Source organism: Christiangramia portivictoriae DSM 23547 (genome assembly GCF_000423045.1).
Lineage (GTDB): Bacteria > Bacteroidota > Bacteroidia > Flavobacteriales > Flavobacteriaceae > Christiangramia > Christiangramia portivictoriae.
Genome location: NZ_KE383972.1, coordinates 94,796 through 107,116, shown reverse-complemented (window position 1 = coordinate 107,116; position 12,321 = coordinate 94,796). Strand labels below are relative to the sequence as shown.

The 12,321-nt window shown below is 42.1% G+C and carries 13 protein-coding genes; 1 reads left to right on the top strand and 12 read right to left on the bottom strand.

The genetic code is table 11. From position 1 onward, the window contains the following. Positions 1 to 12: 12 nt before the first annotated feature. The 4 genes from accC to G529_RS0113025 form a co-directional block, all read right to left on the bottom strand. Positions 13 to 1,455 carry an acetyl-CoA carboxylase biotin carboxylase subunit gene (gene accC, locus G529_RS0113040; RefSeq protein ID WP_026915946.1) on the bottom strand — a complete coding sequence of 481 codons (1,443 nt, stop codon included), beginning with the start codon at positions 1,453 to 1,455 and terminating at the stop codon, positions 13 to 15. A 31-nt stretch (positions 1,456 to 1,486) separates the two neighbouring features. Beyond that, a complete protein-coding gene (locus G529_RS0113035; protein ID WP_026915945.1) occupies positions 1,487 to 1,972 on the bottom strand; it encodes an acyl-CoA carboxylase biotin carboxyl carrier protein subunit in 486 nt (161 codons plus the stop codon). A gap of 209 nt (positions 1,973 to 2,181) precedes the next feature. Continuing rightward, positions 2,182 to 3,522, bottom strand: a complete 1,341-nt coding sequence (locus tag G529_RS0113030) for an MBL fold metallo-hydrolase (RefSeq protein WP_026915944.1) — start codon at positions 3,520 to 3,522, stop codon at positions 2,182 to 2,184. A 29-nt stretch (positions 3,523 to 3,551) separates the two neighbouring features. After that, the gene (locus G529_RS0113025; RefSeq protein WP_026915943.1) at positions 3,552 to 4,424 is read right to left on the bottom strand and encodes a sterol desaturase family protein; all 873 of its coding nucleotides are present in this window, start codon (positions 4,422 to 4,424) and stop codon (positions 3,552 to 3,554) included. A 168-nt stretch (positions 4,425 to 4,592) separates the two neighbouring features. Here G529_RS0113025 and G529_RS0113020 point away from each other — a divergent pair, with 168 nt between their 5' ends. Beyond that, the gene (locus G529_RS0113020; protein WP_245566931.1) at positions 4,593 to 5,591 is read left to right on the top strand and encodes an aldo/keto reductase; all 999 of its coding nucleotides are present in this window, start codon (positions 4,593 to 4,595) and stop codon (positions 5,589 to 5,591) included. A gap of 29 nt (positions 5,592 to 5,620) precedes the next feature. Here G529_RS0113020 and G529_RS0113015 read toward each other — a convergent pair whose 3' ends face one another. The 8 genes from G529_RS0113015 to G529_RS0112980 form a co-directional block, all read right to left on the bottom strand. After that, positions 5,621 to 6,031, bottom strand: a complete 411-nt coding sequence (locus G529_RS0113015) for a hypothetical protein (RefSeq protein WP_026915941.1) — start codon at positions 6,029 to 6,031, stop codon at positions 5,621 to 5,623. Positions 6,032 to 6,155: 124 nt separating this feature from the next. Then, complete coding sequence (locus tag G529_RS0113010; protein ID WP_026915940.1) at positions 6,156 to 6,857, bottom strand: nitroreductase family protein; 702 nt, start codon at positions 6,855 to 6,857, stop codon at positions 6,156 to 6,158. Positions 6,858 to 6,864: 7 nt separating this feature from the next. Then, a complete protein-coding gene (locus G529_RS0113005) occupies positions 6,865 to 8,271 on the bottom strand; it encodes a coniferyl aldehyde dehydrogenase (RefSeq protein WP_026915939.1) in 1,407 nt (468 codons plus the stop codon). Between the two features lie 71 nt (positions 8,272 to 8,342). Continuing rightward, positions 8,343 to 8,954: a class I SAM-dependent methyltransferase gene (locus G529_RS0113000; protein WP_051201481.1), complete on the bottom strand. Its 612-nt coding sequence runs from the start codon at positions 8,952 to 8,954 to the stop codon at positions 8,343 to 8,345. 1 nt (position 8,955) lies between these two features. Next, positions 8,956 to 9,444, bottom strand: a complete 489-nt coding sequence (locus G529_RS0112995; RefSeq protein ID WP_026915937.1) for a DUF2231 domain-containing protein — start codon at positions 9,442 to 9,444, stop codon at positions 8,956 to 8,958. Further along, positions 9,444 to 9,758 (bottom strand): hypothetical protein, encoded by a 315-nt coding sequence (locus G529_RS0112990; RefSeq protein WP_026915936.1) that lies wholly within the window; start codon positions 9,756 to 9,758, stop codon positions 9,444 to 9,446. Before G529_RS0112990 ends, G529_RS0112995 begins: the two co-directional genes overlap by 1 nt. A gap of 76 nt (positions 9,759 to 9,834) precedes the next feature. Further along, a complete protein-coding gene (locus tag G529_RS0112985) occupies positions 9,835 to 10,878 on the bottom strand; it encodes a cytochrome d ubiquinol oxidase subunit II (protein ID WP_026915935.1) in 1,044 nt (347 codons plus the stop codon). Between the two features lie 2 nt (positions 10,879 to 10,880). Then, positions 10,881 to 12,182: a cytochrome ubiquinol oxidase subunit I gene (locus tag G529_RS0112980; protein WP_026915934.1), complete on the bottom strand. Its 1,302-nt coding sequence runs from the start codon at positions 12,180 to 12,182 to the stop codon at positions 10,881 to 10,883. Between the last annotated feature and the right edge of the window lie 139 nt (positions 12,183 to 12,321).

Below are 12,321 nucleotides of genomic sequence, written 5' to 3'. Positions count from 1 at the left end.
AATTATATAGAATTAGTTTGAAGGCAGCCTCAACTGCTCTTTATCTTTTAGATATTGTTTCAGGGCCAACAGTGCTGCCAGTCGGGCTTCCTGTTCTGTTTCCTCCTTCAGCGCTTCCGGGGAATAATATTTCTTGACGAAATGCGTATCGAAATCACCGCTTCTAAAGGCATCATGCTGGAAAACGAATTTTCCGAAAGCAAGGGTTGTCGAAACACCTTCCACGATATAATTGTCGATCGCCTTGATCATCACCTCGATCGCTTCTTCCCGGGTTTTCCCGTAGGTGACCAGCTTGGCCAGCATGGGATCATAATAGATGGGTACTTCCATTCCTTCTTCAAAACCATTGTCCATACGGATTCCTTCACCCTGCGGAATCTGGTATTTCTCCAGGGTTCCCGTGCTTGGCATGAAATCTTCCAGAGGATCTTCGGCATAAACGCGGAGTTCCATGGCGTGTCCTTTGATCTTCAAGTCATCCTGGCTAAAAGCAATCGCTTCACCACGCGCGACCCTGATCTGCTGTTCAACAAGATCCACACCGGTAATATATTCGGTTACAGGATGTTCTACCTGCAATCTCGTGTTCATTTCCAGGAAATAAAAGTTCCTGTTTTCATCAAAAAGAAATTCTACTGTTCCCGCACCTACGTAGTCACAGGCTTTGGCAACTTTGACCGCTGCCTCTCCCATTCTCGCGCGCAGCTCATCATCCAGAACCACAGAAGGTGCTTCCTCCACAACCTTCTGGTGTCTACGCTGTACGCTACATTCTCTTTCGAACAGGTGCAGGTAGTTTCCATGAGTATCAGATAATACCTGTATTTCAATATGTCTTGGAGAAGACACGTATTTCTCGATAAAGACCGAGCCATCGCCAAAAGCCGATTCTGCTTCGCTAATCGCTCTTTTCATCTGGTCTTCCAGGTCTTCTTCTTTTTCGACAACACGCATCCCTTTACCACCACCACCGGCAGAGGCCTTGATAAGAATTGGAAAGCCAATGTCTTTTCCAATGGCCTTGGCTTTTTCAGTATCGGTAATCGCTTCATCAATACCGGGAACCATGGGAATATCATAGGCTTTAACTGCATCTTTCGCGGCAAGCTTGCTTCCCATTACCTTGATGGCCTTGCTACCTGGACCTATCCAGGTAATTCCGTTATTTTCAACAGCTTCAGCAAAACCCGCATTTTCACTAAGGAAACCGTAACCTGGATGAATCCCGTCCACACCAAGTTGTTTTGCAACTTCAATGATCTTATCTCCTTTTAGGTAAGATTCGCTGGATGCCGCTGGTCCTATACAAACCGCCTCATCTGCAAACCGAACATGAGGCGCGTTTCTATCTGCTTCAGAATAAACTGCTACCGTATCTATACCCATACGTTTTATAGTTTTCATTACTCTAAGCGCGATCTCGCCTCTGTTTGCTACTAATATTTTCTTCATATTTCTAATCCTGAGATTTTGAATATTCCCCTTATTCCATTTCGATCAATAACTGATTCTTTTCCACCGTATCTGCCTTGCTTACGCTAACAGATTTCACCACACCATCTCTGGGTGCAGTAAGTGTATTTTCCATTTTCATGGCCTCAAGAACCAGCAGATAATCACCTTCCTTCACCTCATCACCCTCTTTGACATTCACTTCCAGGATAAGTCCCGGCATAGGTGCCTTGATATCATTCACCTGCTGCGAGCTTCCCAGGGAAAGTCCCATCTCCTCTATTAACTGGTCCAGATCGTTATTGATCCTTACCGAGTAGATATTGGAGTTGATCTTGATGTCATATTTTCTGTGAAGGAAATCTGGTTTAAAGACTTCTGCGGAAAAAGATCGGTTATCCTTTAAGATATGATAATGTGCTTCTGAAGTTTTCTGGGTATCTAATTCAGCGATCTCTTCCTGGCTGAATTCGAACTCAAAATCTTCATTAACTTTAACCTTGTATTTTTTATTCATAAATACGTTTATGTAATGATTTTAACCCTAGGAGCGTAAATATAGAAAAATTACAAAGTAATTTCTATTGCTGAAATATCAAAAAAAGCCCAAAATTTTTCAATTTCTATCTAAAGGATTCTCAATTTGAAGCCGATCTTTAAAAATTTCACAGCTACGCATAAAAAACCCGGGAAATTCCCGGGCTTCAATTTTGAATTTAGTTACTATTATTTAAATTCCTTGATATCGTCACTAAGGTCATATACCCGGGTGGCTTCAAAGATATTTTCAAGAATACTACTTCCTGCAGCAGATCTATAACCTCCGGCACAATGAACTACCACAGGTTTGTGTGAAGGGATCTCGATATGTTGCTCTCTAAGTTCATTTAAAGGAACTGCAATCGCATCTTCAAAAAACTTACCTTCATTTACCTCACTGGTATTTCTTATATCCACGATCGTGTAGTTGTTCTGGTTATTTTTAAAATCTTCGAGATCAAATTCCCTGCTTTCTACGGGAAGATCTTTTCCAAGAGTATAAACACCTTTAATTTGTTTTTCATAACCAATCTTGGCTGCTCTTTCCAGTACTTCTTCAAGCTGGTCTACAGATTCAATAACCAGGTAGAATGCTTCTTCCGGTTTAACGATCGCTCCCAACCAGGTTTCGAACTTATCTTTTTCTGAACGGCACATAATGTTGATACTGTTGGACAAATGACCATTTTTAAAAGTTTCTTCATCCCTGGTATCTATTACCAGCATATCCTCATCCTCCTTTTCAGTCACATGAAGGCGTATTTCATTTGCCCATTTCGTGCGTTGCACATTCTCTGGTCCTGTTTTATTCAGATCTACATCAAATCCAAAATAGCTGGGAATAAATGGCTGATCCTTCAGTATTTCTTCAATAAATTCTTCTTCCGTCTGTTCTTTAAATGCCCAGTTTCCCTGTCTTTCGTTTCCAAGGGTACTGGAAGAGTCATCGCTCATATTCTTTCCGCAGAGAGAGCCGGCACCGTGGGCAGGATACACCAACGCATCATCTGGAAGATCTGTAAATTTATTCTTGATCGTGTGATACATATCACTCGCCAGTTCCTTTCGTTTAGCGGTCATATTCCCAGCCTTTTCGCGAAGATCTGGTCTTCCTACATTTCCAATGAATAAAGTGTCACCGGTAAAAAGTGCAGTGTCTTTGTCCTCTTTCGCAACTATCGTAATACTATCTGGTGAGTGCCCTGGAGTATTGATCGCGCTGAAAGTGATCTTTCCCATTTCAAAACTGTCGCCGTCATCAAATCCCTGGTGAGGATAATCTGCTCCCACCTTCTCACTGGTATAAATCGTAGCTCCCGTTTCCTGGTGAATTTGCATATGTCCGCTAATAAAATCGGCATGTGGATGTGTTTCGAATATCGCCACGATCCTGGCATTCTTGGATTCAGCATAAGAATAATACTGCATCGGGTTCCTGGATGGATCCACCAGCGCCATTTTTCCTTCACTTACAATGGCGTAAGAGTAATGTGCCAAAGGCTCGTCTTTAAATTGCTTTATATCCATATTATAATCTTTATTGATTGTCTCTAATTTTATTTTTTTCTGAAAGGGTAAAGGGTCTGATTTTTAAAGGTTTCAGGGAAGTTTTCATCTCCATGAAATCCCAGTTCTATCTGTTTTCCATTCTTCGGAATATAGGCAGTTCCAAAAAGATAATCCCAGATGCTCAGACTTAATCCGAAGTTCATGCCGTAAGGCCTGTCTTCTGGCAATTCTTTACTATGATGCCAGATGTGCATTTTAGGATTATTAAAAATGTAACCAAGTGGTCCATAGCTCCAGCCTAAATTTGCATGATTTAAATGGCCCACCAGCACCGCGAACATATGTACCACAAAAAATTCCTGAATTCCAAAACCAATCATGGCCAGCGGGACATACTGCACTGTCTTGTAAATGATGGTCTCCATAAAATGAAACCGGAACTGCGCCGCAAATCCCATTTGCTTGACACTATGATGGATCTTATGAAATTCCCAGAGCCATGTTCTGCGATGTAATTGCCTGTGCACATTCCACTGAACAAAATCGGCGATCACGAACATTAATAGCAATTGAGACCAGGCCGGCAGTTGATCGATCTGGATCGCTACGATATTATGGATCCCGAAGAGTCCAAGGAAATCATTAAAAATTTCCACGGCCACATTACTCAGCGCATTATATCCAATAAGGGAAAACAGGAAAAAATTGAATACGATATAAAAGGAATCCAGCCAGAATCCTTTACGAATCGGTTTTTGTTCCTTTCTCCATGGAATTAATACCTCTAATGTCCAGACCAAAAGGGACAAACCTATCAGCCAGTAAAAATAACTGGTCCAGGTAGGACTGCTGATCTCGTTCCAGAGGTAATTCGCATACCCGGAAAAAGAACTTTGCATGATCTCTAGATATTTCTCCACTTTCATTGCCTTACAAAAATAGAAATATCTAATGGGAAAGGAAGTAACATTGGTTACAGTTGTTTTTTGAGAACCTTAACGTACGAAAACCTTGTATGTTAGAGTGAGTTAAACCAGGTCCTGAAGCACCAGCTTTTACTTAAATTTATACTGCTAAAAAAATGAATGATGAGTAGAGAAGTTTTAAAACAAAAATTTGGACTGGGTGGTGTAGCCATTGGAAATGGATTCAAAGTACTCAGCGATAAGGAAGCAGAGCAAACCCTTGAAGGCGCCTGGAATGCGGGTGTTCGCTATTATGACACTTCACCATGGTATGGACTTGGCTTAAGCGAAAGAAGGTTTGGACATTTCCTGCATAATAAAAAGCGTGAGGATTATGTGCTCACGACCAAAGTAGGAAGATTACTAAAGGCTAATGGAAATAAGCCGGAAACCATGTGGAATGACCCTGCTCCTTTCGATTATGAATACGACTATTCTGCGGAAGCGGTAAGACGATCTGTAGAAGACAGTTTACAAAGACTGGGAGTGGAAAGCATAGATTATGTATTCATTCATGATCTTTCTCCAGATCACAATGAGGAATATAAAAATGGGACCACCTGGCTGGATCATTTCGAAATTGCGAAAAAGGGTGCAATGCCAGAACTTACCAGGATGCGTGAAGAAGGAATCATTAAAGGTTGGGGACTTGGAGTGAATACCATTGAACCTATTGTGAAAACACTGGAAGAAACCGATGCAGATCCAGATCTTTTTCTCTCTGCCATACAGTACTCCATGATAGACCATAAAAAATCACTGGACGAACTGTTTCCTGTGATCGATAAACATAATGTAGGGCTTATTGCAGCCGCGCCCTTTAGCGCCGGACTTTTATCTGGTCAAAAGCGCTATAATTATGGCGGTGAAATGCCAGATGAAAAAGTGAAGCAATTAAACGGAATTAAAGAAGTTGCAGAAAAGTTTAATGTAGACCTCAGCAAAGCTTCCATACAATTCTCTTATGCTCCAAAAGTGGTAAATACGGTACTTGCAGGTGCAAGCAAGCCGGAGCAGGTTAAGGAAAACATGAAAGCTTTTGATACAAAGATCCCGGCAGACTTCTGGCAGGAACTAAAAGACAGGAACCTCATCGATAGCAGATGTGAAACTCCTGCATAATGAATTGACCCCGGCTTCGGCCGGGGTTTTTATTTTAGTTCCAGTCTTAAATAATAATTTCTTCCGAAACTCAGAAAAAATATGAGATACCCCAGAAACGCCATTAAAATAACCCCAAGGATAAGGCTGTTATAATCATATTTTAAATACAGGAAAAAATAAAGCAAAGCGATCAACATGGCAGAAGGCATGAAATATTTGGACATCACAAACCCAGATACCTGAACATGGATACTCTCTTCCCTGCCCAGCGTAAACGCGAGTGGTTTACTGCCGCACCAGTCTATTCTGGCTTCGAGTTTATAAGTGCCAGGCGGGACGACGAATTTTTTGGTTTGCCGATCACCAACTTCTCCCAGTTTAATACCATTAAGATACAACTCAAAATTTCTCAGTTTATTCGCCCATTCTGAATCACGCTCTATGTAGATTGCTGACATTTAGATGTTTATTACTGGTTTTGTAACAAATGTTACATTCACGATCCCATTTTTGGTTTACCTTGCCCGTGGTTAGATTACAGGTTAAAATTGGTCGCCGTGTCCCCTACAGATGCGGCGGTTTTTATTCATAAAATACAGAGATCTTTTCCAGACTTTTCCTTTGGAGATCTGGCACCAGGGCATTTTTTGCTGCATAACCCACCGGTAGTAATAGAAATGGTCTTTCGTTTTCTGGTCTCTCAAGAATCTTGGAAAGAAAGTTCATTGGACTGGGCGTATGGGTTAATGTGACCAGCCCGGCATGGTGTATCGCAGCGATCAACATGCCGCAGGCGATCCCAACCGATTCATTTACATAGTAATTCGTTCGTTTATCCTTTTCTGGTCCCAGCTCATATACCTGTTTGAAAACCACAATAATCCATGGAGCAATTTGCAGAAACTCTTTATTTGTATCGGTTCCTAATGGAGCGAGATCCTTCAGCCATTGTTCGCTCATCCTGCTGTTATAATTTGACCGCTCCTCTTCTTCCGCAGCGATTCTAATTTGCCGCTTTATTTCTTCGGAAGAGATCGCGCAAAATTTCCAGGGCTGTTTATGTGCTCCTGAAGGCGCCGTACCAGCAGTAATAATCAGCTGTTCAATAATATCTTTTGAAACAGGACGATCTGAAAAATGTCGTACAGATCTCCGCGCCGAGAGTTCCGAATAAAATTTGCCGGTTCTAGCCAGCATTTCAGCTTCAGTAAACTCTTCAGAATATAAGGGAATGTGCGGGAAACCGTTTACCTCAACTACTTTCTTTGCAAATTTTTCTTCCATAAAACCTTTATACTTTGCTAATATCTCCCATGACACCAATTAATTTTTTCTTGATATCTGTATAAGGCGGATGCAGAACATCTGTCGCTGCAAATTTCTTCTGTTGCATGACCGCCCGCTTTTTCGAGAAGGTCTTAAAACCGTCAAAACCGTGATAATGACCCATCCCGCTTGCTCCTACTCCGCCAAATGGTAATCTATGCTGTGCGAGATGATAGATAGTGTCATTGATGGTCACCCCGCCGGAAAGAGTGTATTTTAAAAGATGATCTATACGATCCTGGTTATCATCGAAATAATATAGTGCCAGCGGCTTCGCATTGGCGTTTACGTGATCGATCGCCTGCTCCACGGAATCAAGATTTAAGACTGGCAAAAGCGGACCAAAGATTTCTTCCCGCATGATCTCCATATTGCTACTAACATCAAATACCAGCTTTGGGGTCATCATTCCCTCAGGCAACTCCCGTGTTTCGCATAATTCAATGATTCTGGCGCCTTTTTGTCTGGCGTCTTCTAGTAAAGATGTCAAGCGTTTAAAATGTTTGTCACTAATGATGTAAGAGTATTGTCTGTTGTTTTCAATTTCGGGATAAAACTTCTCGACCACTTCCTTGCTGTACTGCAACAACTGATCGTTCAGGTCTTTTGGCATGACCAGGTAATCTGGAGCTACGCAGGTTTGCCCGGCATTAAAAAGTTTCCCAGCCAGAATCCTTTTGGCGGCCAGTTCAAGATCGTAGGATTTATGAATGATCGCAGGAGATTTACCTCCTAATTCAAGGGTCACTGGTGTAAGATTTGGTGCAGCTGCCTCCATGATCAATTTTCCCACACGGGTAGAACCGGTAAAGAATAAATGATCAAAAGGGAGCGACGAAAAATCTTTGGCAAGCTCTGCATCGCCGGTTACACAATGAATATAAAAAGAATCAAATGTATCGTTAATAAGCTCCCTGATCACTTCAGCAGAAGCAGGTGCAATCTCTGATGGTTTGATGATCGCGTGATTTCCCGCGGCGATGGCATCTACCAAAGGACTTAAGGTCAATAATATCTGGTAATTCCAGGCACCCATAATACCTACAGATCCCAACGGTTGAAATTGATAATATGCTGCAGAAGGCAACAAAAACCAGGAACTTCTCACCGACTTTCTTTTCATCCAGCTTTTAAGGTGCCTCCGGGCATGCTTAATTTCGTCATGCAAAGGAAATAACTCCAAAATGGTGGTTTCTTCTGAACTGCGATGTCCAAAATCCTGAGAAACGGCAGCGATCAATCGTTCCTGGTTTTTCTCTACCATTTCTGAAAGCTTCGCCAATGCCTCCATTCTCTGCTCATAATCTGGAGGTGACTTTGTAAATGCCTTTTGCTGAATTTTTAGTAGATCTGATAGTTCTTGTGATGTCATAGAGTAGCCTTTAAATTGAAGGAACATTCTAAATTTAAAGTTTTCTATGAAAATGCGGCGGAGATCGCTCTTTATTTTCTTCTGAAGAGTCCTGTAGAAAAATTCTGTTTTGCTCCCCAGGGAGTTGTATGATCCTTGTTTTCAAGTCTCACCGTATCAAAATCTGCTTTTAGTAATTGTTCAAGATCTGAAGTAGCGTATTTCCTGATGTTGATTCCGCTACACTTGTCGGGACCATTTTCAGAAAAAACTGATAGCAGGCAGTAAGCTCCCGTTTTGAGAGATGCCCTTAAAACAGAAACATAATTCTCTACCTGTTCGTCACTCGTTAAAAAATGCAGTGCCGCACAATCATGCCATAGATCAAAAGACACTTCTGGCTTGAAGCTGGTCACATCAGATTCTAACCAAATAATTTTATTCGCCTTCTCTCCCAACCTGGCCTGGGAATCCCTTAAGGCCTTGGCTGAAATATCCAGCACGTGAATGTTCTTATACCCCAATTCCAATAGGTGATCTGGCAGAAAACTGTTTCCAGCGCCAACATCGATAATATTCGCTTCGGGCGAAAGCCCCAGGGAACGGATGATTTCCAGACTGTATTCCGGCCTTGACTCGTACCAGCTGGTTTCTTCAAACTGCTTGGTATTATAAATCTTTTCCCAATGCTCTTTTAAATCCAAATCAATTAAATTCTGCACAGTTATCAGAAGGAATATTTACTCCAGCGGCTTGTTGGTAGACCAGGCTAGCCCCGAGATGACCTACATAGAACAAACAAACTGAACCTGCTACTAAAAGCACCACTACCACAAGATTGGTGATTCTATTCCTGAAGCTTTTTAAATAATAACATACGATCTCCAATAAAAGCCCTATACTAAAAAGCCAGGCGGTAGTATAGGCGAAATTCTCATGATCCTTTAAAATAGTTGGATCACATAATTGACGGGCAACGATCCCATCTGCCAGATCACCGGTATAAATAGAAATCCAGACCCCTATAACCCCAAGAATGAGTAAAAGACGGCCGCCGAAATGCCAGGTTTCTCTTCCAGACCACAAACTTATGATTTTAAAAAGAGTGGCCAGTAACAGTAAAACTATTGGAAAATGAACGGACAGAGGATGAAAAACCTCTGTCCGCCAAAATTCTGGAATTTGAGTTTCCATTATTCCATGATTTTCACAGAAACAGGATCCAGTCTTTTACCGTTCCTTTCTACTTCTACTTCCACTTTCTGTCCTTCTTCCAGTTCAGAAAATTCTACATCACTTCCATTTCTGGTAAGGCTGGTAGTTTCAGTAAAGTAAAGCTCCAGAGTCTTATCATCATCTGTAGTTACGTAGATCTCTGTTTTATCTGCTTCTACTTCTTTTACTGTTCCCTGGTAAGTTCCAGATTCCACAGCATCTGTGCTTTCACCACAAGCGACGAATAAAAGAATCGCGCTCATAAACATGCCTTTTAAAATTGCTGATTTCATAGTCATTAATTTAATTTAGATTGAAGGGTTGAAATTAAGTAAAATCTATAAGCTCAAAAAAGGTGTGTCGTATTATTTAATTTTCAGGAGTATGTTTTCCAGATCTTGCAGGAATTCTTATCATATTAAAAGATTTCATCAAATGAAATAATCCCGGTAAAATGATCGCTCCCCCAATGATAAGGGAAATTCCCAAAATGTACATCACAGATTCAGGAGCCGTGTTTGCCAGCATATCCACTTCCGAAGTATTGGTTATGATAAGGCGTGGGAAATGGGTGTAAACCGCGGCGAATATGACCAGTAAGATCTGTAATCCCGCATAGATCCTGGTTTGTATTCTATTTTGTTTCCCGATGGCCAACCATAAAGGAACGAGGAGCAAACCAGAAAGTGCGACGGCTGCCAGAGAAATGTTGTTCTGTAGAAACTCTTTGATGAACACAAGGTCATACCAGTAGCCGTAAAAAAGCACTGCGGCTCCAAATAGTACCAGCACTACGGTAAAGATGGCCGATTTTCGACTGTACATTTTTCTAATTTCTCCTTGGGTCTCGCCAATGAGCAATGTTGAAGCGAGAAAGGCACAAAGCGCTGCGTAGAACAAACCGGTAAGAACGGTGAAAGTATTCAGCCAGGGGTACATGAAAATTTCAGCAAAGGTAATATTGGAATAATCATTTGTTACAGCAATCTTACCACTCACGAGCGATCCAAAGGACATGCCGAGGAAAATTGGGGTAATAAGACTGGAGATCCTGAACATGCGATTGTACCATACCTGTGTTCCATCAATGACCGCATCATAATGCCTGAAAATAAAGGCAACTCCACGCATGGTGATTCCCAGTAAAACCAGCGTAAGCGGAATATGAAGATAAATGATGATAATGTTGAAGTATACAGGGAAAGCGATCCAGAGAATCACGATCAAAATGATCAACCAGATATGATTGGCTTCCCATACGGGTCCCATGACTTTATAGACCGTAAGTTTATTCAATTCTTTGTTCTCGCGGGAAGAAAATAGCTCCACGATGCCCGCTCCAAAGTCGGCACCCCCCAACAGAACATATAGAAATAGCGAGAAAAACGTAAAAATCAATACCACGTATAACATACCTACCCGATTGAATGATTAAGTACTTTGATTTGCCTGTGCATGAGCCAGGTCACCATGGCCGCAAGGATGGCGTAGACCGCTACGTACAGGTAAAAGCTGAATTTTAAACCCGGCATGGGCGTTACAGCTTCTGAAGTCCGCATGATATTATACACGATCCAGGGTTGCCTTCCTACTTCGGTAACCACCCAACCTGCTTCTACCGCGACGAATCCCAGGGGAGTTAGTATCGCGAACAGCCACCAGAATTTCTTGTTATCCAGCCAGCTTTTTTTCTTTAAACTGATAAAATAGATCAAAGCCGCCAGCATTAGCAAACTACCAATCCCAACCATGGTCTGGAAGGCATAGTGCACCACGGGAACCGGGGGAATATCTTCTTCAGGAAAATCATTCAGTCCTTTTACCTCTGCATCAAAATCTCCAAAAGCCAGGAAGGATAGTGCTTTTGGTATTTCCAGCTTATTGCTCACCGTTTTATTTTCAGCATCCACGATGCCTCCTATATAAAGAGGAGCTCCTTCCCGGGTTTCAAAATGCGCTTCCATAGCCGCCAGTTTTACCGGCTGTCTTTCTGCCACGTCTTTAGCCGATATATCTCCGCTAATTGGTTGTATGAGCGCTGCAACGGCACCAAAAATGATGGCGATCTTAAACGCAGCCTTGTGCAGCTCCGGTCGCTTGTTGCGCAGGATCTGTATGGCATGAAGACCGGCAACAGCAAAACCCGTAGCGGCAAAAGCAGCCAGGGTCATATGCAAAGCCTGGGTGAACCATGCATCGTTAAGAAAAGCCTTGACCGGGTCTATATTTACATACGCGCCATTTACCACATCAAACCCTGTTGGTGAATTCATCCAGGCATTGGCAGATACGACGAGAATCCCTGAGATCACTCCTGAAATTCCCACAATGATCCCGGTGATCCAGTGAAAAGTTTCCGGAAGTTTTTTCCAGCCATACAGGTAGAAACCAAGTGCGATGGCCTCCACAAAGAAGGCTGCACCTTCCAGCGAAAATGGCATTCCTATGACAGGGCCGGCATGTTTCATAAATTCTGGCCAAAGCATTCCCAGTTCAAAGGAGAGCGCGGTGCCAGAAACTGCGCCGGTAACAAAGAAAATAGCAACTCCGCGTTGCCAGGCTTTGGTAAGTTTTAGATAAACGGGTTTTCTGGTATTCAGCCATTTTTTGTGGGAAACAACCATAAAAAAAGGCATGACCATACCAATACAGGCAAAAATAATATGAAATCCAAGGGTAAAAGCCATTTGGAGTCTGGCGTAATCGAGGTTTTCCATGACGGAAGGATTTGGATGGTATTCCTACCTCAAAAATAGGTTGGAACACCTGTTCTTTCGGCTTGTAAATTTACTGAATTTTATAGGCTTCATCGCTTCAGAAATACTATAATTTCTGAATTTAACGCATGTCGCATAA

What these genes read in the sequence shown, in the direction of transcription:
- G529_RS0113010 (WP_026915940.1), bottom strand. Translation starts at nt 6,857, where the DNA reads ATGGAAGAAAAATTTGCAAAGAAAGTAGTTGAGGTAAACGGTTTCCCG.
- G529_RS0112995 (WP_026915937.1), bottom strand. Translation starts at nt 9,444, where the DNA reads ATGGAAACTCAAATTCCAGAATTTTGGCGGACAGAGGTTTTTCATCCT.
- G529_RS0112990 (WP_026915936.1), bottom strand. Translation starts at nt 9,758, where the DNA reads ATGAAATCAGCAATTTTAAAAGGCATGTTTATGAGCGCGATTCTTTTA.
- G529_RS0113015 (WP_026915941.1), bottom strand. Translation starts at nt 6,031, where the DNA reads ATGTCAGCAATCTACATAGAGCGTGATTCAGAATGGGCGAATAAACTG.
- G529_RS0113030 (WP_026915944.1), bottom strand. Translation starts at nt 3,522, where the DNA reads ATGGATATAAAGCAATTTAAAGACGAGCCTTTGGCACATTACTCTTAC.
- G529_RS0113005 (WP_026915939.1), bottom strand. Translation starts at nt 8,271, where the DNA reads ATGACATCACAAGAACTATCAGATCTACTAAAAATTCAGCAAAAGGCA.
- G529_RS0113035 (WP_026915945.1), bottom strand. Translation starts at nt 1,972, where the DNA reads ATGAATAAAAAATACAAGGTTAAAGTTAATGAAGATTTTGAGTTCGAA.
- G529_RS0112985 (WP_026915935.1), bottom strand. Translation starts at nt 10,878, where the DNA reads ATGTTATACGTGGTATTGATTTTTACGTTTTTCTCGCTATTTCTATAT.
- G529_RS0113020 (WP_245566931.1), top strand. Translation starts at nt 4,593, where the DNA reads ATGAGTAGAGAAGTTTTAAAACAAAAATTTGGACTGGGTGGTGTAGCC.
- G529_RS0112980 (WP_026915934.1), bottom strand. Translation starts at nt 12,182, where the DNA reads ATGGAAAACCTCGATTACGCCAGACTCCAAATGGCTTTTACCCTTGGA.
- accC (WP_026915946.1), bottom strand. Translation starts at nt 1,455, where the DNA reads ATGAAGAAAATATTAGTAGCAAACAGAGGCGAGATCGCGCTTAGAGTA.